This window comes from Pseudoclavibacter sp. AY1H1 (assembly GCF_002931055.1).
Classification (GTDB): Bacteria; Actinomycetota; Actinomycetes; order Actinomycetales; family Microbacteriaceae; genus Pseudoclavibacter.
Genome location: NZ_PSXX01000001.1, coordinates 572087 through 594767 on the forward strand (window position 1 = coordinate 572087; position 22681 = coordinate 594767).

The 22681-nt window shown below is 69.2% G+C and carries 19 protein-coding genes; all 19 read left to right on the forward strand.

Annotation, left to right across the window (positions count from 1 at the left end):
• Positions 1-6: 6 nt before the first annotated feature.
• Positions 7-1200: a methionine adenosyltransferase gene (gene metK / locus C5E05_RS02795; protein ID WP_104241265.1), complete on the forward strand. Its 1194-nt coding sequence runs from the start codon at positions 7-9 to the stop codon at positions 1198-1200.
• A 14-nt stretch (positions 1201-1214) separates the two neighbouring features.
• Positions 1215-3266: a hypothetical protein gene (locus tag C5E05_RS02800; RefSeq protein WP_104341047.1), complete on the forward strand. Its 2052-nt coding sequence runs from the start codon at positions 1215-1217 to the stop codon at positions 3264-3266.
• 47 nt (positions 3267-3313) lie between these two features.
• Positions 3314-4243 carry a methionyl-tRNA formyltransferase gene (locus C5E05_RS02805; protein WP_104341048.1) on the forward strand — a complete coding sequence of 310 codons (930 nt, stop codon included), beginning with the start codon at positions 3314-3316 and terminating at the stop codon, positions 4241-4243.
• Entirely contained in the window at positions 4240-5733 is a 1494-nt protein-coding gene (locus C5E05_RS02810; protein ID WP_104341049.1) for an RsmB/NOP family class I SAM-dependent RNA methyltransferase, read from the forward strand. The genes C5E05_RS02805 and C5E05_RS02810 overlap by 4 nt, the downstream gene beginning before the upstream one ends.
• Positions 5734-5742: 9 nt before the next feature.
• Complete coding sequence (rpe, locus tag C5E05_RS02815) at positions 5743-6408, forward strand: ribulose-phosphate 3-epimerase (RefSeq protein WP_104241261.1); 666 nt, start codon at positions 5743-5745, stop codon at positions 6406-6408.
• A gap of 24 nt (positions 6409-6432) precedes the next feature.
• Positions 6433-6696 (forward strand): phosphoribosyl-ATP diphosphatase, encoded by a 264-nt coding sequence (locus tag C5E05_RS02820; RefSeq protein ID WP_104241260.1) that lies wholly within the window; start codon positions 6433-6435, stop codon positions 6694-6696.
• Between the two features lie 120 nt (positions 6697-6816).
• Positions 6817-7656, forward strand: coding sequence for an ATP phosphoribosyltransferase (gene hisG / locus C5E05_RS02825; RefSeq protein WP_104306636.1), 840 nt, complete (start codon positions 6817-6819; stop codon positions 7654-7656).
• A gap of 2 nt (positions 7657-7658) precedes the next feature.
• Entirely contained in the window at positions 7659-8462 is an 804-nt protein-coding gene (hisF, locus tag C5E05_RS02830; RefSeq protein ID WP_104341050.1) for an imidazole glycerol phosphate synthase subunit HisF, read from the forward strand.
• On the forward strand, positions 8459-8848 hold the full coding sequence (gene hisI / locus C5E05_RS02835; RefSeq protein ID WP_104241258.1) for a phosphoribosyl-AMP cyclohydrolase: 390 nt from the start codon (positions 8459-8461) through the stop codon (positions 8846-8848). The genes hisF and hisI overlap by 4 nt, the downstream gene beginning before the upstream one ends.
• Positions 8835-9527, forward strand: coding sequence for a Trp biosynthesis-associated membrane protein (locus C5E05_RS02840; protein ID WP_181059326.1), 693 nt, complete (start codon positions 8835-8837; stop codon positions 9525-9527). Before hisI ends, C5E05_RS02840 begins: the two co-directional genes overlap by 14 nt.
• A gap of 34 nt (positions 9528-9561) precedes the next feature.
• Positions 9562-9840, forward strand: coding sequence for an HGxxPAAW family protein (locus C5E05_RS02845; RefSeq protein WP_146080203.1), 279 nt, complete (start codon positions 9562-9564; stop codon positions 9838-9840).
• 1 nt (position 9841) lies between these two features.
• Positions 9842-10615 (forward strand): indole-3-glycerol phosphate synthase TrpC, encoded by a 774-nt coding sequence (gene trpC / locus C5E05_RS02850; protein WP_104341052.1) that lies wholly within the window; start codon positions 9842-9844, stop codon positions 10613-10615.
• A complete protein-coding gene (trpB, locus tag C5E05_RS02855) occupies positions 10612-11856 on the forward strand; it encodes a tryptophan synthase subunit beta (RefSeq protein ID WP_104241255.1) in 1245 nt (414 codons plus the stop codon). Before trpC ends, trpB begins: the two co-directional genes overlap by 4 nt.
• A gap of 29 nt (positions 11857-11885) precedes the next feature.
• Entirely contained in the window at positions 11886-12707 is an 822-nt protein-coding gene (trpA, locus tag C5E05_RS02860; RefSeq protein ID WP_104307264.1) for a tryptophan synthase subunit alpha, read from the forward strand.
• On the forward strand, positions 12704-13762 hold the full coding sequence (lgt, locus tag C5E05_RS02865) for a prolipoprotein diacylglyceryl transferase (RefSeq protein WP_104341053.1): 1059 nt from the start codon (positions 12704-12706) through the stop codon (positions 13760-13762). The genes trpA and lgt overlap by 4 nt, the downstream gene beginning before the upstream one ends.
• A 188-nt stretch (positions 13763-13950) precedes the next feature.
• Entirely contained in the window at positions 13951-18519 is a 4569-nt protein-coding gene (gene gltB / locus C5E05_RS02870; RefSeq protein WP_219819484.1) for a glutamate synthase large subunit, read from the forward strand.
• Positions 18512-19972, forward strand: coding sequence for a glutamate synthase subunit beta (locus C5E05_RS02875; RefSeq protein WP_104241252.1), 1461 nt, complete (start codon positions 18512-18514; stop codon positions 19970-19972). Before gltB ends, C5E05_RS02875 begins: the two co-directional genes overlap by 8 nt.
• Positions 19973-20028: 56 nt before the next feature.
• Complete coding sequence (gene pyk / locus C5E05_RS02880; protein WP_104341055.1) at positions 20029-21486, forward strand: pyruvate kinase; 1458 nt, start codon at positions 20029-20031, stop codon at positions 21484-21486.
• 129 nt (positions 21487-21615) lie between these two features.
• A complete protein-coding gene (locus tag C5E05_RS02885; protein ID WP_258064742.1) occupies positions 21616-22650 on the forward strand; it encodes an alpha/beta hydrolase in 1035 nt (344 codons plus the stop codon).
• Positions 22651-22681: the final 31 nt, after the last annotated feature.

Below are 22681 nucleotides of genomic sequence, written 5' to 3' on the forward strand. Positions count from 1 at the left end.
TTCTTCTTGTCTTCTCTTCGCCTGTTCACCTCTGAGTCGGTCACCGAGGGTCACCCCGACAAGATCTGCGACCAGATCTCCGACCGCATCCTCGACGACCTCCTGACCCAGGACCCGGCGTCCCGCGTCGCCGTCGAGACGCTCGTGACGACGGGCCAGGTGCACGTCGCCGGCGAGGTCACGACCAAGGCGTACTCCGACATCGCCGGCATCGTCAGACGCACCATCAGCGAGATCGGCTACACGTCGAGCGACGTCGGCTTCGACGGCTCCTCGTGCGGCGTCTCGATCTCGGTCGGAGAGCAGTCTCCCGAGATCGGCGAGGGCGTGACGACCTCGTTGGAGCACCGCTCCGAGAGCTCGGAAGACGCGATCGCCAAGCAGGGCGCGGGAGACCAGGGCATCATGTTCGGCTACGCGACCCGAGAGACCGAAGCCCTCATGCCGTTGCCGATCCACCTCGCGCACCAGCTCGCGCAGCAGCTCGCGGCCGTCCGGAAGTCCGGCGAGGTCGCCTACCTGCGCCCAGACGGCAAGACGCAGGTCACCGTCGGCTACGAGGGGAGCGTGCCCCGTTCCATCGAGACCGTCGTGGTCTCCACGCAGCACGACCCTGGTCTCGAGCAGGCGCAGATCCGCGAAGACGTCATCAGGCACGTCGTCCGCCCGGTGCTGGAGCGCAACGGCTTCGCTGACGCCGAGCCCACCTTCCTCGTCAACCCGTCAGGCAGCTTCATCGACGGAGGGCCCCGCGCCGACGCTGGCCTGACCGGACGCAAGATCATCGTCGACACGTACGGCGGCATGGCGCGCCACGGTGGCGGCGCCTTCAGCGGCAAGGACCCCTCGAAGGTCGACCGCTCGGCCGCGTACGCCATGCGATGGGTGGCGAAGAACGCCGTCGCGGCGGGACTCGCCGATCGCCTCGAAGTGCAGATCGCGTACGCCATCGGCAAGGCTGAGCCGGTCGGCCTCTACGTCGAGAGCTTCGGCACCGGCACGGTGGCGGACGCCACGATCATCGAGGCGATCCTCTCGACGTTCGATCTCCGCCCAGGTGCGCTCGTCGAGGACCTCGACCTGCGTCGCCCGATCTACGCCCAGACCTCCGCCTACGGCCACTTCGGTCGCGAGCTGCCCGACTTCACGTGGGAGCGCACCGACCGGGCCGAGGAGCTCCGCCGAGCCGCTGGTCTCTGATCGCAGAGCCAGCTGTGGACGACACCCTGCCGAGGGTCGCGCGCGTCGTCGTCGCCTCCCCGCTTCCGCAGCTCGACCGGGAGCTCGAATACGAGATCCCCGTCGAGCTGCGCGGGAGCATCGGCGTCGGAATGCGGGTTGCGGTTCCGCTTCGCACCTCGAACCGCCAGTTGCAGGGGTTCGTCGTGGCCGTCGAGCGAGTCGCCGAGTACACGGGCAAGCTCGCGCCGATCATCGAGCTCGTCTCGACTGCCAGGGTACTCACGCCCGAGATCGCCGGCCTCGCCCGGGCCGTCGCCGACCGGCAGGCCGGATGCGCGGCGGACGTGCTGCGCCTCGCCATCCCGGCGAGGTCCGTGCGCGTCGAGCAGCGCTGGCTGGAGGCACGCGCCCAGGCAGCTCCAGCGACGGCGGGAGCTCCTGGCGGTGAGGACGCGCCGTCGAGCGATGCCGACGAGACCGCGCCCACAGCGGACGAGGTCCACGATGTCCCGGAGGCGACGCTCGCTCCCATGTACGGGGCAGAGGCAGCCGACCTGCTCGGACGGGGTCCGGCGGCGAGGTTCGCGGTCGACGCCCCGGTCGGCGTCGACGGGGGAGTTCCCCGCTCGCTCCTCGCCCTCGCAGCGATCTCAGCGGTTCGCGTCGCCGCCGGGCAGTCCGTCATCCTGGCGGTCCCCGACTACCGCGACGTCGAGCTGGCTCTGCGCGCGCTCGGCAGGTTCCTCGATGCCGGGCGGGTCCGCCGCCTCGACACCCGCGCCAAGCCCGCCGACCGCTACGCGGCGTTCCTCGCCTGCCTCGACGAGACACCGGGTGTCGTCGTCGGCACGAGGAGCGTCATCTACGCTCCAGCCTCGAACCTCGGGGCCGTACTCGTCTGGGACGACGGCGACGAGAGCTTCACCGAGCAGCTCGCGCCATACGCCAGCACCCGCGATGTCGCCCTGCTCCGCGCTGAGCGCGAGTCGCTCACGCTCATCTTCGCGGCGCACACCCCGAGCCTGGAGGTCGCCCGCCTCGTGGGCATGCGGTGGCTCACTCCGGTGCCGCTCGCGCGACCGGAGGCTCCCAAGGTCATCTCGGGCAGCCAGGCTCTCGCCGAGGAGACGCCGGCGGCGCACGCGCGCATCCCAGCGCTCGCCTGGCAGGAGGCGAGGCGCGCGCTCGAGCACGGGCCGGTGCTGCTCCAGGTCGTGCGTGCCGGCTACATCCCGAGCCTCAGCTGCGCCAGGTGTCGCACGCCAGCTCGCTGCACGGTCTGCGGCGGAGCCCTCGAGTACTCGCGTCCGGGAGCGCCCCCTTCCTGCAGGGTGTGCGACGCCCTGCATCCCGAGTGGCAGTGTCCCGAGTGCGGCGACCGGCGCCTCCGGAACACGTCACTCGGCGCGGAGCGGACCGCAGAGGAGCTCGGACGCGCCTTCCCCGGCACTCGTGTCGTCGTGGCCGATGGAGCCTCAGAGACCGTGACGATCGACGACCGCCCCTGTCTCGTCGTGGCAACGCGCGGCGCCGAGCCGGTTCCGAGCTCCGGCTACGCCGGCATCGTCCTGCTCGACACGGAGCGCTCGCTCGCTCAGGAGCGCCTCGACGCTGGCGTCGACGCGCTCCGCGGATGGTCGAACGCCGCGGCGCTGGCGTCGGGCGGCGCCAAGGTCGTCATCGTGGGAGCCGACAATCCGGCAGCGCACGCGCTCCGCACCTGGCAGCAGCCAGCCTTCTCGACGCGCGAGCTCGAGGAGCGGCGCGATCTCCACTTCCCACCGGCGATTCGCGTCGCCGCCATCTCCGGGAGCGACGAGGAAGTCCGCCACGCCATTGCGAGCGTCGAGGCCTCCGCCGAGCTCAAGCAGGCTGGGGCCATGCAGATCCTCGGACCGACGCCCCAGGAGGTCGGAAGCCGAGCAGTTCTCAAGTTCAGCTACTCGCTCGGCGCCCCGCTGGCGAAGCTGCTGAAGAGCGAGCTCGTCCGAGCGGCGACAAGCCGGCGCCCGCGCGTCGCGGGTCGCGGCGGCGGGCACGCCTCGACCCTGCGCGTACGATTTGACCCGCCGGGCATCTTCTGACCCGCGCTCCAGCACCACACTCGCACCAACCTCGAGAGGCACCAGCTATGCGGCTCGTCTTCGCCGGCACCCCACCCACCGCCGTCCCCAGCCTTGAGGCGCTCGTGGACGACGGTCACGAGATCGCGGCGGTCCTCACGCGCGACGATGCCAAGGTGGGTCGTGCGAGGGCGCTCACGCCATCCCCCGTGGCGGCCCGCGCGGCGGAGCTCGGCCTTCGGGTGATCAAGAGCAACCGCATGTCCCCGGACGTGACCGCTGAGCTCGCGAGCCTCGATGCCGAGCTCGGCGTCATCGTCGCCTACGGGGCGCTCATCGATGCCGCGACGCTCGATGTGCCCGGGCGCGGCTGGATCAACCTGCACTTCTCGCTGCTCCCCGACCTGCGCGGCGCCGCCCCGGCCCAGCGTGCCGTCATGCGTGGCGACTCGTCGACGGGTATGACCATCTTCCAGCTGACGGTCGGCCTCGACGAGGGGCCGGTCTTCGCGACCCAAGCTTCGCCGATCGGCGAGACCGAGACCTCGGGGGAGCTCCTCGAGCGCCTCGCGGGGGAGGGAGCGGCCTTCCTCGCGGAGACGGTGCAGGGGATCAGCGAAGACGCGCTGATCGCCAAACCGCAGGTCGGCGAACCCACCACCGCGGCGAAGCTGCGGAAGCAGGATTCCGCGGTCGACTGGGCGGCTCCGCTCGTGAGCGTGGACGCGCACATCCGCGGCGTGACTCCAGAGCCGGGCGCGGTGGCGCACGTCGACGGACAGCCGTTGCGCATCCTGCGCATCGCACGCCCGAGCGAGGCCATCGACGTGCCGCCGCTTGCACCGGGGCAGCTCGCTGTCGTCGGCCAGGACGTCTTCGTCGGCACGGGCACGCAGCCCCTCCAGCTCGTCACGGTCCAGCCCGCCGGGAAGAAGCCGATGCCAGCGCGAGACTGGCTCCGCGGCAGGCGCGATGCCGAGACGCTGGTGCTCGCATGAGCCCGGCCGGTGCAGGGGGACGCCGCGGGAACCGCCCCTCGGAGGGCAGGCGGCGCCCTGATCAGCCGACCGCCGGTCGCTCGGTCACTCGCTCACGCCAGGTGGCGTTCGAGGTTCTCAGAGCTGTCGACGAGGACGACGCCTACGCCAACCTCCTGCTTCCGCACCGGATCTCGGCGGCACGGCTCTCCCCGTCGGATGCGGGCCTTGCGACCGAGCTGACCTACGGCACGCTGCGTCGTCGAGGCACGTACGACGCGATCATCGCCGAGGCCTCCGGGCGCGACGTCCGCGATATCGACCCGCCGATCCTCGATGTCCTCCGTCTGGGCGCACACCAGCTGCTGAGCATGCGCACGCCGAGTCACGCTGCGGTCAACGAGTCGGTCGAGCAGGCCGCCCGCATCGCGTCCCGAGGCGCCTCCGGGTTCGTCAACGCGATCCTTCGGAAGATCTCGCGCACCGGACTCGACGAGTGGCTCGACGAGATCACGACGGGGCAGAGCGAGGAGCAGGCTCTCGCGGTGCGCCACTCGCATCCGGACTGGATCGTGCGCGCACTGCGCGACTCGCTCGCGGCGGAAGAGCGCGGCGACGAGCTCGCCGCGACACTCGCCGCCGACAATGTGTCGCCATCCGTCAGCATCGTGTCCCTCCCCGGCTTCGACACGCCCGACGAGCTCATCGAGACGAACCCCGATCTCCTCGGGCCAGGCCGAGTCTCGCCTCGCGGGCTGACGCTCTCCTCGGGCGACCCGTCCTGGGTCCCTCAGGTCAAGGCGGGCAGGGCACGCGTCCAGGACGAGGGCTCGCAGCTGGTCACGCTCGCGCTGCTCGAAGCGGCGCCGGTCCTCGCCGGCGAGCGCTGGCTCGACATGTGCGCCGGCCCCGGGGGCAAGGCTGCGCTGCTCGCTGCCAGCGCTACCGAGCTCGGCTCCAAGCTCACCGCCAACGAGCTCGTGCCGGCTCGCGCCGGGCTCGTCCGCACGGCGCTCGCCCCGCTCGCGGCTCCCGTCTCCGTCACCAACGAGGACGGACGCTCATTCGCCGAGAGCCACCCTGGGGAGTTTGATCGAGTCCTCCTCGACGCCCCCTGCACGGGCCTCGGCGCGCTGCGGCGCAGGCCGGAGGCTCGCTGGCGGAAGCAGAGCAGCGACGTGAGCGAGCTCGTCCAGCTGCAGGAGCAGCTGCTCGAGGCGGCGCTCGCCACCGTGAAGCCAGGCGGCATCGTGGCCTACGTCACCTGCTCGCCCCACCAGGCCGAGACGACCGGCGTCGTGCGCCGCGCGGTTCGGCTGTCTGGCGCTGAGGTGCTGGACGCGGCCGCGATCGTGAGCCGTGCATCGACGACCGGTGAACTGGACCTCGGCGAACGCCCCCTCGGCGACGGCACGCTCGTGCAGCTCTGGCCCCACCGCCACGGCACCGACGCCATGTTCCTCGCTCTCCTCCGCCGAGCACCCGCTCAGCAGGAGACCCCGACCCCGTAGGATCGCCCCGTGAACGCGCGCATCAACCCCAGCATCCTGGCCGCCGACTTCGCCAACTTCGAGAGAGATCTCGGACGCATCGCCTCAGCCGATGCGGCGCACGTCGACGTCATGGACAACCACTTCGTGCCGAACCTCACGTTCGGGCAGCCGATGGTGGAGCGTCTGCAGGAGATCAGCCCCGTGCCGCTCGACCTGCACCTCATGATCGAGGACCCGGACCGCTGGGCTCCCCAGTTCGCGGAGATGGGCGTGTTCTCGGTGACCTTCCATGCGGAGGCCGCGACGAGTCCCGTGACCCTCGCCAAGCGGTTGAAGGAGCGAGGCGCGCGCGCTGGCATCGCCATCAACCCGGCGACGCCCCTCAGCGCCGTCGAGGAGATCCTGCCCCACTTCGACCAGCTGCTCATCATGACCGTGGAGCCCGGCTTCGGCGGTCAGTCCTTCATGGCGGACATGATGCCGAAGCTGGCGAGGGCCGACAGGCTCAGGAAGTCGCACGGCCTCGAGACCTGGCTCCAGGTCGACGGCGGGATCTCGCTCGACACGATCGAGCTCGCGGCAGCGAACGGCGCCGATACCTTCGTCGCCGGATCGGCCGTGTTCCGCGGTGATCCCGGTGAGCAGATCGCGGCGCTGCGCGCGGCTGCAGCGGATGCCCGGCACGCGCACTAGGCGCCAAGCGACTACGCTGTGCCTGTGAAATCCTTCGACACGCTGTTCGCAGAGCTCTCCGAGAAGATCGCCTCCCGACCAGAGGGTTCAGGCACGGTCCGAGAGTTCGACGCGGGCGTGCATACGATCGGGAAGAAGATCGTCGAGGAGGCCGCTGAGGTCTGGATGGCCGCCGAATACGAGAGCGACGAGGAGACGGCTGAGGAGATCTCGCAGCTGCTCTACCATCTGCAGGTCCTCATGCTCGCCAAGGGCCTCACGCTCGACGACGTCTACCGCAACCTCTAGCAGGCACGAGCTCTCCGCTCTCGACCGACCCGCGCGAGACGTGCGCAGACGCCGGTGACGTCACCGGTCAGCGCGCACCCACCCCGATTCATGACTCCCAGAACCAAGGACGTTCCAACAATGCTTCGCATCGCCGTGCCAAACAAGGGCATGCTCGCCGAGACGGCCAACGAAATGCTGCAGGAGGCCGGCTACCGCGGCCGCGGCGACAGCCGTGAGCTCGTCGCCATCGACCCGATCAACGATGTCGAGTTCTTCTACCTCCGGCCTCGTGACATCGCGACCTACGTGGGCTCGGGTGTCCTCGACGCTGGCATCACGGGCCGCGACTTTCTCTTGAACACCGAGTCGGCCGCCAAGGAGGTCCGTGCGCTGGACTTCGGCGACTCCACCTTCCGATTCGCGGGCCCCGCCGGCGAGTTCACCGATGTCAGCCAGTTGCAGGGCAAGCGCGTGGCGACGAGCTACACGGGCCTGCTCGGCTCCTGGTTCGCCCGGGCGGGCATCGAAGCTGAGCTGGTGCCCCTGGAGGGGGCGGTCGAGTCGGCCATCAGGCTCGGCGTCGCGGATGCCGTGGCCGACGTCGTCTCCACGGGTGGCACGCTGCGCAAGGCGGGCCTCGAGGTCTTCGGGCCGGTCATCCTCGAATCCACGGCGGTCCTCATCTCGACGCCGGAGAAGGAGCACGCTGCGCGTCGCCTCCTCGGCCGCCTCGACGGTGTGCTCGTCGCGCGACGCTACGCGATCATGGACTACGACATCGAGTCGTCGAAGCTCGACGCGGCTCTGGCGATCACACCCGGCTTCCAGTCGCCGACGATCTCCCCGTTGCGCGATTCGGACTGGGTCGCGGTGCGCTCCATGGTGCCGCAGAACGAGCTCAACCAGGTCATGGACCAGCTCCAGGATGCTGGTGCCAAGGCCATCATCGTGACGGCGCTGCAAGCCGTCCGGGTGTGATGATGACCGTCTCCGCATCCGCCCAGAAGTCCACGGGGCTCGCAACGCGCGTCATCCCCTGCCTCGATGTGGCCGAGGGGCGTGTCGTCAAGGGCGTCAACTTCCTGGATCTGCAGGATGCGGGCGACCCCGTCGAGCTCGCGGCGCTCTACGCCGAGCAGGGTGCGGACGAGCTCACCTTCCTCGATGTGACCGCCTCGAGCGAGGGACGGGGGACCACCTACGACCTCGTCACGCGGACGGCGGAGCAGGTCTTCATCCCGCTCACCGTCGGCGGTGGGGTGCGCAGCGTCGAGGACGTTCGCGTGCTGCTCGCGTGCGGCGCCGACAAGGTCGGCGTGAACTCTGCGGCGATCGCACGGCCGGCGCTGCTCGATGAGATCTCGTCGACGTTCGGCAACCAGGTCCTCGTCCTCTCGCTGGATGTGAAGCGCTCGGCATCGACCGAGTCCGGGTTCGTCGTGACGTCCCACGGTGGGCGAACAGACACTGGGATCGACGCGCTCAGCTGGGCCCGCGAGGCCATCGAGCGCGGCGCGGGGGAGCTCCTCGTCAACTCCATGGACGCTGATGGCACGAAGGCCGGCTTCGATCTGGAGCTGACCCGCCTCGTCCGCGAGCTGGCGACGGTCCCCGTCATCGCGTCCGGCGGAGCGGGTGCGCTCGAGCACTTCGCTCCCGCCGTCGAGGCCGGCGCGGACGCCGTGCTGGCCGCGAGCGTCTTCCACCACCGGCAGTTCACGATCGGCCAGGTGAAGGACTCCCTGGCCGAAGCAGGAGTCACCGTCAGGCGGAGCGTCCGATGACGGCATCCACGTTCCCCGTTGCCGCTCGGCAGATCGACGAGATCCTCTCGCGCGTCTCGTTCGACGACCGCGGCCTGGTTCCGGCAGTCGTGACCCGGCACGACACCCGCGAGGTGCTCATGCTCGCCTGGTTGAACGCGGAGTCGCTGCGCATGACCCTGACCGAGGGGCGGGTCGTCTACTGGTCGCGCTCTCGTTCGGAGCTGTGGCGCAAGGGCGACACCTCCGGCAATACGCAGCGCCTCGTGAGCTTCGCGCTCGACTGCGATGCCGACACGATCCTCCTGGGCGTCGACCAGCACGGCCCTGCCTGCCACACCGGTACCAGAACCTGCTTCGACGGCGACGACCTCGCGCTCGAGTTCCCGGCCCATGACGTCGCCTGACGCTGCGGGCAAGCGCGGCAAGCGCGGTAAGCGCGGCACGCTCCTCGCGATCGTCGTCGGCGCGGGTCTGGCGATCCTCGCCTGGTCGCAGGTGTGGTTCTCGTTCGAGGTGTCCCTCGGGGCGCAGACGTTCGCGGGCGAGGTCCGCGGAGACGTCGCAGCCCCGGCCGTCATGGCGCTCGCTCTGGCTGCCCTCGCCGTCCTCGCGGCGCTGGCCCTGGCGGGAGTCGTGTTCAGATACGTGCTCGGCGGGCTGCTCACGCTCGTCGGCGCGGTCCTGGTGCTGCAGTCCTTCGTCGCGGTCGGCAACCCGGCCCCGGCCATCGCACCGGAGGTGACGGCAGCATCGGGACTCGCGGGCGAGCAGACGATCGCGGATGCGGTCGCCGCCGGAGCGGTCTCCGTCGGATTCTGGCCATGGCTGGCCGTCGTCGCCGGCGCCGTCCTCGCCTTCGCCGGCGTGCTCGCGATCGTCACGGCCCGCCGGTGGCCGACGAGTGGACGGCGCTTCTCGACGACTTCACTGGAAGCGGCCGACGAGATGCCCGAGAATGGACAGCCGTCGGGTGACGTTCGCGCGGACGCCCCGGCGGGCAGCGATCAGCGTGTCGAGCAATGGGATGCGCTGAGCCACGGCGACGACCCCACCGACGCGGGTGGCTCCCGAGCATCCAGCTAGACTTATCCCAGCGCACGTGACAAGGAGCACCCTCATGACTGAACTGGCCGCGAAGACGTCCCACGAACCCACGAGCATCGAAGAGGCCGAAGAGGTCCAGGAGGCGCCGCTGCAGGAGCCTCACGAGAGCCACGGCCACTCGGTTGCCGCGTGGACCGGAGTCCTCATCATGCTCGTCGGCTTCACCGTCGGCACGCTCGGCATCTGGTTCGACCAGAACATCGTCACCTGGGTCGGCGTCGTCGCGATCGTGATCGGGGCCATCGCGTGGCCGCTGCTCGCTCGTCTCGGCTTCGGTCCGAAGGCGCACTAGCTTGCTCGAGTCGCTGTACCACGGCGCTCTCGAGGACGCGGCTGAACGGCGGGAGCGCACTCCCTCGGGCGTCCTCGAGGCTCGAATCTACGACGTCGCCCCTGCGCTCGATGCGTACGGGGCGCTCGCCCGCTCGGAGCGCGTCAACATCATCGCGGAGGTCAAGCGAGCCAGCCCCTCTCGGGGTCGCCTCGCCGACATCCCCGACCCCGCTGTGCTGGCGGCGTCTTACGAACGTGGGGGAGCAGCCGCGATCTCCGTGCTCACCGAGCAGCGCAAGTTCCTCGGCTCGCTCGACGACCTCCGCGCGGTGCGCGACACGGTCGCCGTCCCCGTGCTCCGCAAGGAGTTCATCGCAGAGGAGTACCAGCTGCTGGAGGCCCGCGCGTGCGGGGCCGACCTGGCCCTGCTCATCGTCGCGGGGCTCGACCAGTCGACGCTCGTCCGCCTCGCCGAGTTCACGGAGCAGCTCGGCATGACGGCGCTCATCGAAGCGCATTCGAAGGACGAGCTGCTGCGCGGTCTCGACGCCGGCGCAAGGATCCTCGGCGTCAACGCTCGCAACCTCGCGACCTTCGAGCTCCACCCGGAGCTCTTCGGGGAGCTTGCTCCCCTCTACCCGAACGATGTCGTCAAGGTCGCCGAATCGGCGGTCCTCGAGCCAGCTCACGTGCGTCGCTACCGCGACGCCGGCGCAGACGCCGTTCTCATCGGGGAGGCGCTCGTGACGGGCGGCAACCCGGAAACTACTTTGGAGACCTTCCACCTCGCATGAGCACCTTGCCCCCAGACACCACATCGCTGCGGAACGCCTCCGGCCCCTACTACGGGGAGTTCGGCGGCCGCTTCGTCCCGGAGAGCCTCATGGCGGCTCTCGACGAGCTGTCGAGCGCCTGGGAGGCGGCGAAAGCCGATGATGAATTCTGGGCTGAGCTCTCCCGGCTGCACCGCGACTACTCCGGTCGCCCCTCGATCATCACCGAGGCGCCGCGGTTTGCAGCGCACGCCGGCGGCGCCCGCATCATCCTCAAGCGCGAAGACCTCAACCACACGGGTTCGCACAAGATCAACAACGTGCTCGGTCAGGCCCTGCTGACGAAGCGCATCGGAAAGACGCGAGTCATCGCCGAGACCGGCGCAGGCCAGCACGGCGTCGCGACCGCGACTGCTGCGGCGCTCTTCGGGCTCGACTGCACGATCTACATGGGTGCCGTCGACACGGCTCGCCAGGCACTCAACGTCGCGCGGATGCGACTCCTGGGCGCAGAGGTCGTGGCCGTCGAGTCCGGCTCGGCGACGCTCAAGGATGCGATCAACGACGCCATGCGCGACTGGGTCGCGTCCGTCGACACGACGAACTACGTGTTCGGCACTGCGGCGGGCCCGCACCCGTTCCCCGCGCTGGTGCGCGACCTCCAGGCCATCATCGGCGAGGAGGCGCGCCAGCAGGTGCTCGACCTGACCGGTGCTCTGCCCGACGCCGTCGTCGCGTGCGTCGGCGGCGGCTCCAACGCGATCGGCATCTTCAGCGCGTTCCTCGATGACCCCTCGGTGGCGCTCTACGGCTACGAAGCCGCTGGCGACGGCGTCGACACGCCACGTCACGCCGCGACGATCGGCGCCGGTCGCCCTGGTGTGCTCCACGGCGCTCGCACCCTGCTCCTGCAGGACGTCGACGGGCAGACCATCGAGTCGCACTCAATCTCGGCGGGCCTCGACTATCCGGGCGTCGGACCAGAGCACGCCCACCTCGCCGCCATCGGCCGCGCAACGTACCTCCCGGTGACGGATGCGGCGGCGATGGAGGCCTTCCGGCTGCTCTCGCGCACCGAGGGCATCATCCCGGCCATCGAGTCCAGCCACGGCCTCGCCGGCGCGCTCGAGCTCGGCAAGGAGCTCGGTCCGGACGCGACGATCCTCGTCTCGCTCTCGGGGCGCGGCGACAAGGACATGGAGACCGCAGCCGAGTACTTCGGCCTCGGCAACCCGGACCGCACCGAGGGAGAAGTCAAGTGACCTCAGCATCGACCACCGCGGCTTCCCCGATCCCGTCCGCGACATCCGCCCTCGAGCAGGTCATCGACACGGCGAATCGGGACCGCAGGGGCGCGCTCGTCGCCTACCTGCCTGTCGGATTCCCCGACTTCGACACGTCAGTGGCCGCGGCTATCGCGGTCGTCAAGGCGGGCGTCGACGTCATCGAGCTCGGCATGCCGTACTCGGACCCGGTCATGGACGGCCCCGTCATCCAGGCCGCAGCTGTTCAGGCGCTCGAGGGCGGCTTCCGCACGGAGCACGTCTTCGAGGCCATCCGCCAGATCCGCGCCGAGGTGGATGCGCCGATCGTCGTCATGACCTACTGGAACCTCGTCATGCAGTACGGCGTCGACGCGTTCGCCCGCGACCTCGCGGCAGCGGGTGGCAACGGACTCATCACCCCCGACCTCGTCCCCGACGAGGGTGGGGAGTGGATTGCCGCCTCGCAGGCGCACGAGCTCGACCGCGTCTTCCTCGCGGCCCCCAGCTCGAGCGACGCGCGCCTCGACCTGGTCATCAACTCCAGCAGCGGCTTCGTGTACACGGTCTCGACCATGGGCATCACGGGAGCCCGGGCGGACGTCGACCAGGCCGCTCGCTCGCTCGCGGACCGACTCCACGCGCACGGCTGCACACGAGCCTGCGTCGGCCTCGGCATCTCGACCGCAGAGCAGGTCCGAGAGGTGCTCGCGTATGCGGAGGGCGCCATCGTCGGATCCGCGCTGGTCAAGGCCCTCGCCTCCGGCGGCGTGCCCGCTGTCGCCGAGGTCGCCGCCCAGCTCGCGACCGGAACCGCTCTCGACGCTTCATCTTCGAAGGAACAGGCATGACGCCACTGACCGGAATCCCCAGCCCGCCCCTCGAGTGGGCGAGCTTCGAGGTCGGGCCGCTCACGGTGCACCTCTATGCGCTCTTCATCGTGGCGGGCATGATCCTCGCCGTGCTGTGGACGGACCGACGGCTCACCGCGCGTGGCGGTGAGAAGTGGATCACGGTCGACTTCGCCATCTGGGCCGTGCTGCTCGGGCTGCTTGGCGCGCGTCTGTACCACGTCTTCACGCATCCCGCCGACTACTTCTTCGAGGGCGCCAACTTCTGGCGCATCTTCTTCATCTGGGAGGGTGGCAACGCCATCATCGGCTCCCTCATCGGCGGAGCGATCGGCATCTTCATCGCGAGCCGGATGACGGGCATCCGCATGCTCGCGTTCTCGGACGCGCTCATCCCCGGCCTCCTCCTGGCACAGGCCGTCGGGCGCCTCGGCAACTACTTCAACCATGAGCTCTACGGCTGGCCCACCGACCTGCCGTGGGGCCTGCAGATCGAGGCGAGCAATCCAGCCTTCCCCGTCGGCTTGCCTGAGGGCACGCTCTTCCACCCGACGTTCCTGTACGAGATGCTCTGGAACCTCGCGGGCATCGCCCTCATCGTGCTCATCGAGCGCATGTTCCGGTGGCGCACGGGCAAGACGCTCGCCGCCTACCTCATCTGGTACGGAACGGGACGCATCTGGATCGAGTCCATTCGCGTCGACTACTCCGAGGTGATCCTCGGGATGCGCTCGAACGTCTTCGGGGCCCTGTGCCTCGTCATCGTCGGCATCGCGCTCTTCGTCTACGTCTCACGCCTGCCGGTCTCGCAGCTGAGCACGAGCGTCTACCTTCCCGGGCGCGATCCGGAGTCCGAGGCAGCCAGGGCCGCTGAGGGCGCTGATGGTTCTGAGGCCGACGAACTCGACGGCGACGACGACCTCGACGCCGAGGAGGAAACCTCCACGCAATCTTCGGTTCACGACGAGGAAACTTCCGAAGCCAAGCCTAACTCGGGCGACGTGGAAAATACCCCTGATGAGAGCGAAGAAATCTCCACGTCCTCGAAGAGCTGAGGCGAAACAGCCCACCCCTCTCGGGGCTTGCTCGTGCACCTCGAAACACAGAAGTAACACAGCGGTCGTAATCTGCTGAATGGACCGACGGACGCCTGTAGGCACCCGCCCCGAACGGGCTCCGTCAACATCAGTCTTCTGTCGAGTCCGCCAAGCGACCCATGGCACCACCGACGAGGGGACGAGTTATGACCTCCGCCGCCTTTCCAACGAATGGCTACCCAGCAGCAGCCGGTCTGTACGACCCTGCCAACGAACGCGATGCCTGTGGGCTCGCGATGGTCGCCACCCTGCGTGGCACGCCGGGTCACGACATCATCGACCACGCGCTCGACGCGCTCCGCCACATGGAGCACCGCGGCGCTGTCGGCTCGGATGCGGGCACCGGAGACGGCGCTGGCATCCTGACGGCGATCCCGGACGACTTCTTCCGCGCGGTCAGTGGCTTCGACCTGCCTGCCGATGGCCGCTACGCGGTCGGCAACGCCTACCTTCCCGTGGACGCCGACGAGCGGGCCAGGGTCAAGGCTGGCATCGCCAAGCTCGCGGCAGAAGAGGACCTCCGCGTCATCGGCTGGCGCGAGGTTCCCGTGCAGCCCGACGAGCTCGGCAAGCTGGCTCGGGCCGCGATGCCCGTCATCGAGCAGCTCTTCGTGCGCAGCGAGCGCCAGAACTTCCGAGGGAACCCACGCAAGGGCGCGTCCCTCGACCGGCAGTGCTACCGGATGCGCAAGCGCGCCGAGCATTCGCTCGGCGTGTACTTCATGTCGCTCTCGTGCCGCTCGATCACCTACAAGGGCATGGTCACGACCCTGCAGCTGGAGCCGTTCTACCCGGACCTGAGCGATGAGCGCTTCGCCTCCAAGCTCGCGATCGTGCACTCGCGCTACTCGACGAACACGTTCCCGTCGTGGCAGCTCGCGCAGCCGATGCGCATGATGGCGCACAACGGCGAGATCAACACGGTTCGCGGCAACCGCAACTGGATGCGCGCCCGGCAGTCGCAGCTGCGCTCCGAGATCCTCGGCGACGTCGCAGACCTGTTCCCGATCGTGACGGAAGGCGCCAGCGACTCGGCATCCTTCGACGAGGTGCTGGAGCTGCTCACCCTCTCGGGCCGCTCCCTCGCGCACGCCGTGCACATGATGGTGCCGGCAGCGTGGGAGACCGCAGAGGACCTGAGCGCCGAGGTGCGTGACTTCTACGAGTACCACTCGCTCATCATGGAGCCGTGGGACGGGCCCGCGGCGATGGCCTTCACCGACGGCCGCTACGTGTGCGCGACGCTCGACCGGAACGGACTTCGCCCCGGCCGCTTCGTGCAGACAGCCGACGGCCTCATCGTGCTGGGCTCCGAGGTCGGGGTCGCCAGCCTCGACCCCGCGACCGTCATCCGCAAGGGGCGTCTGCGCCCAGGACAGGTGCTCCTCGTGGACACCGAGGTCGGCCGCCTCATCGAAGACGATGAGGTCAAGCACGACCTCGCGGAGCTGCAGCCGTGGGGGGACTGGCTCGACGAGGGTCGCATCAACCTCGCCGAGCTCCCGGAGCGCGAGCACGTCACGCACACTCCGGCCTCCGTCGAGCGCCGCCAGCGCACCTTCGGCTACACCGAGGAGGAGCTGCGCATCCTGCTCGCTCCGATGGCGAAGAACGGTGCTGAGCCGATCGGAGCCATGGGCACGGACACGCCCATCGCGATCCTCACGGACCGACCGCGGCTCGTCTTCGACTACTTCACGCAGAACTTCGCGCAGGTGACGAACCCGCCGCTCGACTCGATCCGCGAGGAGGTCGTGACGAGCCTCACGACGAGCATCGGGCCGCAGGAGAACCTCCTCAGCGCCGGCCCTGAGCACGCGCGTCAGGTCGTGCTGGACTTCCCGGTCATCGACAACGACCAGCTCGCGAAGATCCAGCACATCGAGCAGCGCCCCGGTATCGACGCGGCGGAGACGCTCCGCGGCTGCTACCGGGTCGACGACGGCGTCGAGGGGCTGCGCAAGCGCCTCGAGGAGCTGTGCGAGGAGGCCGACCGCGCGATCGACGCCGGCGCTGGCTTCATCGTGCTCTCCGACCGCGACTCGAACCGCGACTACGCGCCCATCCCCTCGCTGCTCATGACGAGTGCCGTGCACCACCACCTGATCCGCACGGAGCGCAGGATGCGCGTCGGCCTGGTCATCGAGGCGGGCGATGTCCGCGAGGTGCACCACGTCGCAGTGCTGCTCGGCTACGGCGCTTCCGCCGTCAACCCGTACCTGGCGATGGAGTCCTGCGAGGACATGGTCCGTCAGGGCAAGCTCACCGGTGTCTCCGAGGAGAAGGCAGTCGCCAACCTCATCAAGGCGCTCGGCAAGGGCGTCCTGAAGATCATGTCGAAGATGGGCATCTCCGCGGTCTCCTCCTACGCGGGCGCGCAGTGCTTCGAGGCCGTCGGCCTCTCGAACGAGCTCGTCAGCGAGTACTTCACGGGCACGGCGAGCAAGATCTCCGGAATGGGGCTCGAGGGCATCGCCCGCGAGAACCAGCTCCGCCACCGCCACGCGTACCCGGCCCAGGCTGCTCCCGCGTCGCACCGCCCCCTCGACATCGGCGGCGAGTACCAGTGGCGCCGTGAGGGGCCACCGCACCTCTTCAACCCGAACACGATCTTCCGTCTGCAGCACTCGACGCGCGAGGGCCGCTACGACATCTTCAAGGAGTACACGAAGCTCGTCGACGACCAGGCCGCAGAGACCATGACGCTGCGCGGGCTCTTCAAGCTCAAGGTGGGCGACCGGACTCCAGTCCCGATCGACGAGGTCGAGCCGGCTTCCGAGATCCTCAAGCGCTTCCAGACCGGTGCCATGAGCTACGGCTCCATCTCGAAGGAAGCGCACGAGACGCTCGCCATCGCGATGAACCGCATCGGCGGCAAGTCGAACACGGGTGAGGGTGGCGAGGACGTCGAGCGCCTCCTCGACCCCGAGCGACGCAGCGCCATCAAGCAGGTCGCCTCGGGCCGGTTCGGCGTCACGAGCATGTACCTGACCCACGCGGATGACATCCAGATCAAGCTGGCGCAGGGCGCGAAGCCGGGCGAAGGCGGGCAGCTGCCTCCGACGAAGGTCTACCCCTGGGTGGCTCGGACGCGCCACGCGACACCTGGCGTGGGTCTGATCTCCCCGCCTCCTCACCACGACATCTACTCCATCGAGGATCTCAAGCAGCTGATCTTCGACCTCAAGCGCGCGAACCCGTCGGCGCGCATCCACGTGAAGCTCGTGAGCGAGAACGGCATCGGCGCGGTTGCCGCCGGTGTGACGAAGGCGCTTGCCGACGTCGTCCTGGTCTCAGGCCACGACGGCGGCACGGGCGCCTCGCCCCTCAACTCCCTGAAGCACGCGGGAACCCCGTGGGAGCTCGGCCTTGCCGAGACGCAGCAAACGCTCATGCTCAACGGGCTGCGCGACCGCGTGGTCGTGCAGGTGGACGGTCAGCTCAAGACGGGCCGCGACGTCATCGTCGGCGCCCTGCTCGGCGCCGAGGAGTTCGGCTTCGCGACCGCGGCGCTCGTCGTCTCCGGCTGCATCATGATGCGCGTCTGCCACCTCGACACGTGCCCGGTCGGCGTCGCCACGCAGAACCCTGAGCTGCGCGCCCGCTACACGGGCCAGGCCGACCACGTCGTGAACTTCTTCGAGTTCGTCGCGCAGGAGGTCCGCGAGTACCTCGCGGAGCTCGGCGTGCGCTCACTGGACGAGATCATCGGGAAGCGCGAGCTCCTCGAAGTCGACGAGGCGATGCATCACTGGAAGACCGAGGGGCTCGACCTCTCGCGCGTGCTCACCGGCCACGAGTTCGGCGATGCGCCGACTCGGAGCCTTGTCACCCAGGAGCACGAGCTCGACCAGCACTTCGACCAGAAGCTGCTCACGCTCGCCGAGCAGGCGCTCGAGCGCGGCGAGTCCGTCAAGGTGTCGATGGACGTCATCAACACCGATCGCGCCGTCGGCACGATGCTCGGGCACCACGTGACCCTCAAGCATGGTGAGCACGGCCTGCCAGCAGGCACGATCGACATCGAACTGCGGGGGACCGCAGGGCAGTCGCTTGGCGCGTTCCTGCCGAACGGCATCCGCATCCGGCTCGTCGGCGACTCGAACGACTACGTCGGCAAGGGGCTCAGCGGTGGCGAGATCATCCTCAGGCCCGACGAGCGTGCGCCGTTCAAGTCGCACGAGAACGTCATCGCGGGCAACGTCATCGGCTACGGCGCGACGAGCGGAACCATGTTCCTGAGCGGCGTCGTCGGCGAGCGCTTCCTCGTCCGCAACTCCGGCGCCACCGCAGTGGCTGAGGCCGTCGGCGACCACGCGCTCGAGTACATGACCGGCGGACTCGCCGTGATCCTGGGGGAGACGGGCAAGAACTTCGGTGCGGGCATGTCCGGCGGCATCGCCTACGTGCACAAGCTCGACCCGAAGCTCGTCAACCCCGACATGGTCTCGACGGGGGAGCTCGGCCTGACGACGCTGACCAGCGCCGATGCCGACATCCTGCGCGACATCCTCGAACGCCACTACGCGGAGACCGACTCGCAGCTCGCTCGCGAGATGCTCGAGGACTTCGACGCGGTGTCGAAGGAGTTCACGAAGGTGCTCCCGCGTGACTACGCCAAGGTCACCGAGATCCGCAACGCCGCCATCGAACGTGGTGGCGACCCCGATGACAGCACGACCTGGCACGAGATTCTGGAGGCAACCCGTGGCTGACCCGAGAGGATTCCTCACCAATCGCGAACGCGAGCTCCCCAAGCGTCGACCCGTTCCCGTGCGCATCATGGACTTCAGCGAGGTCTACGACCCGCAGGAGCCCACCCAGCTGCGCCGGCAGGCCGGACGCTGCATGGACTGCGGCGTTCCGTTCTGCCACCAGGGCTGCCCGCTCGGCAACATCATCCCCGAGTGGAACGACCTGACGTTCCGCGGTGACATGGCGGGCGCGAGCGAGCGCCTGCACGCCACGAACAACTTCCCGGAGTTCACGGGACGCCTGTGCCCGGCCCCGTGCGAGTCGTCGTGCGTGCTCGGCATCAACCAGCCGGCCGTCACGATCAAGCGCGTCGAGCAGTCCATCGCGGACACCGCCTTCGCCGAGGGCAACGTCCGTCCGCACCCGCCCGAGCGCCTCACGGGCAAGACGGTCGCCGTCGTCGGATCGGGGCCAGCGGGCCTCGCCGCCGCCCAGCAGCTGACCCGCGCCGGCCACACGGTCGCGGTGTTCGAGCGTGACGACCGCATCGGCGGGCTGCTGCGCTACGGCATCCCGGACTTCAAGATGGAGAAGTCCGTACTCGATGCTCGTCTCTCGCAGATGCGCGCCGAGGGCACTCGCTTCCGCACCGGCATCGAGATCGGTCGCGACATCACGTGGGACAACCTCCGCCAGCGCTACGACGCCGTCGTGGTCGCCACCGGAGCGCTGGTCCCGCGCGATCTCCCCGTGCCGGGCCGCGAGCTCAAGGGCGTCCACTACGCGATGGACTTCCTGACGCAGTCGAACCGCGTGGTCGCTGGCGACGACCTCGCCTCGCAGATCCACGCCGAGGACAAGCACGTCATCGTCATCGGCGGTGGAGACACCGGTGCAGACTGCATCGGCACGTCGCACCGCCAGGGCGCGGCCTCGGTCACGAACCTCGCCATCGGCAAGGAGCCGCCGACCGAGCGTCCCGCGCATCAGCCGTGGCCGACGACGCCGACCCTCTTCGAGGTCTCGACCTCGCACGAGGAGGGCGGCGAGCGCGCCTTCCAGGCGTCCACGGTCGAGTTCATCGGCGACGAGTCCGGTCGGGTCCGCGCGATCCGGCTCGCCGAGACCGAGTTCCGCGCCGACGGCTCGCGCGGCCCGAAGGCGGGCACGGAGCGCGAGCTTCCCGCCGACCTGGTGCTGCTGGCCATGGGCTTCACGGGCCCGGAGCGGCACACGATCGAACCGCAGCTGCAGCTCCCGTTCACCTCACGGGGTGCCCTCGACCGCACTGCCGAGTACGAGACGGAGCTCCCTGGAGTGTTCGTCGCGGGCGACGCGGGCCGCGGCCAGTCGCTCATCGTCTGGGCGATCGCCGAGGGACGTGCGGCAGCCGCCTCCGTCGACCGGTATCTTGAACAGTCGACGGAGCTTCCGGAGCCGATCCTCGCCACCGAGCGCGCGATCTCCCTCTGAATCCGCCACCACGCGCCTCTCGGCGCACCACAGTTTCGACGAACCGGAGTTAATGCATGAGCCGTAGAGCGAAGATCGTCGCCACCCTCGGTCCAGCCGTCAACACCCCTGAAGGGATCCGCGCCCTCATCGGCGCCGGCGTCAACGTCACGCGCTTCAACCTCAGCCACGGCGACCACACCGTGCACACCGACAACTACAAGCTGGTGCGGGATGCGGCCGAGGAGCTCGGCGTTCCCGTCGCGATCCTGGTAGACCTGCAGGGCCCGAAGATCCGTCTCGAGAAGTTCGAGGACGGCCCCCACCACCTCGCGGTCGGGGACATCTTCAAGATCACCTCCCAGGACGTGCCCGGCACGAAGGACCTCGTCGGCACGACCTACAAGGGCCTGCCCACCGACGTGAAGCCGGGCGACCCGCTGCTCATCGATGACGGCAAGGTGCTCGTGCGCGTCGTGGAGACCGACGGCGTGACCGTCACGACCCGCGTCGAGGTGCCAGGCAAGGTCTCGAACAACAAGGGCATCAACCTGCCCGGCGTCGCCGTGAACGTGCCAGCCCTCTCCGAGAAGGACGAGGACGACCTGCGCTGGGGTCTGCGCATCGGCGCCGACATCATCGCCCTGTCGTTCGTGCGTTCGGCGGAGGACATCAACCGCGTCCACGCGATCATGGACGAGGAGGGCATCCGCCTTCCCGTGATCGCGAAGATCGAGAAGCCGCAGGCCGTCGAGAACCTCAACGAGATCGTCGACGCGTTCGACGGCATCATGGTCGCCCGCGGCGACCTCGGCGTGGAGCTTCCTCTCGAGCAGGTCCCGATCGTGCAGAAGAACGCGATCCAGCAGGCTCGCCGCTGGGCGAAGCCCGTGATCGTCGCGACGCAGATGCTCGAGACGATGATCGAGAACCCGCGCCCCACCCGCGCGGAGGCATCCGACTGCGCCAACGCCGTCCTCGACGGCGCCGACGCGCTCATGCTCTCCGGCGAGACCAGCGTCGGCGCGTTCCCGATCGAGGCGGTGCGCACCATGGCGCGCATCATCGAGTCGACCGAGACGCACGGCCTGGACCGCATCCCGCCGCTGGGCACGAAGCCCTTCACGCAGGGCGGCGCGATCACCCTCGCCGCGTCGGAAGTGGGCGAGTTCCTCAAGGCGAAGTACTACTGCGTGTTCACGGAGTCCGGTGACTCGGTGCGGCGCATGGCGCGCCTGCGCACCGAGATCCCCGTGCTCGGGTTCACCCCGTCGCCGCACATCGCGCGTCGCATGAACCTCTACTGGGGCGTCAAGGCCGCCATCGTGGAGCGCGTCACGCACACCGACGAGATGATCGGGCAGGTCGACAAGTACCTCATGGAGAACGGCCTCGCCCAGGCGGGCGACGTCGTCGTGGTCGTCGCCGGCATGCCGCCGGGCCGCGCTGGCACCACCAACGACCTCCGCGTGCACCGCGTGGGCGTCGATGACGACCGCGTCGTCCCCGCGTACGAGGGCAAGCACACCCGCTAGCCGCACGCCGCCGAGAGGCCGGTGAGGACCCAACGGTTCTCACCGGCCTCTTGTCGTCGCTGAGAACCCGCGGCGGCCCCACGTTGGGTATCGTTTCACCATGTCGATCGTCGAGGCGCGGAGCGAGTCGTGAGTCCGGTGCAGGGGTCCACCGCGCTGGACGTCAGAGATGCGCTTGTCGCCGCCACGGAATGGCGACCGGATATCCTCGGTTCCGGCTTCTCGGCCCTCGACCTGCCGCTCAAGCCCGACCATGAGGGCCAGGTCGTCGCGACGCTCGTTCGCGGGCCGCGGGCGGACCGCTTCGCGCGGGGCCCAGCACGTGGAGCTGACATCCTCTACGTGCACGGCTGGTCCGACTACTTCTTCCAGAAGCACCACGCGCACTACTGGGCGAGCGAGGGCGCACGCTTCTTCGCGCTCGACCTGCGCAAGTACGGGCGCAGCCTCCGCGACTACCAGACACCCGGGTTCGTCACCGACCTCGCGACCTACGACGAGGAGCTGGAACGCGCCCTCGAGGTCATGGGGCATGGGCCAGGTGGGCACCGCCGGGGCAGGCATCCGCTCATCCTGATCGGCCACTCCACGGGTGGCCTCACGCTGAGTCTCTGGGCGGACCGGAACCCCGGTCGCGTGGATGCGCTCATCCTGAACAGCCCGTGGCTCGAGCTGCAGACCAGGGCCGCAGTGCGCACGGCGCTGACTCCGCTCATGACGCTCGCGGCCCAGCTGCGCCCCACGGACACGTTCAACAACATCGACTTCGGCTTCTACACGCGGGCGGTGAAGAAGGAGCTGGGTGGCGAGTGGGAGTTCGACGACCGCTGGCGGCCGACGCCGAGCTTCACCGTGCGAGCTGGCTGGCTCCACGCGATCCTCGCCGGCCACGCGGCAGTCGCCGTGGGGCTCGACATCCGGGCACCCGTCCTGACGCTCCTGTCATCGCGGAGCACACTGTCGCCGATCTGGCATGAGTCGATGCGCACCTCCGATTCCGTGCTGCGCGTCGACGACATCGCGCGGCGCTCGCTCAATCTCGGCGACACGGTCACGGTTCGTCGCCTGGACGGCGCGCTGCACGACGTGCTGCTCTCCGCCCCGCCGGTGCGGGCTGAGGCGTTCGCGGCCATGACTCGGTGGCTCAAGGCGTACCTCCACTGATCCGCAGCGGGAACAACAGCGGCCGAATCGC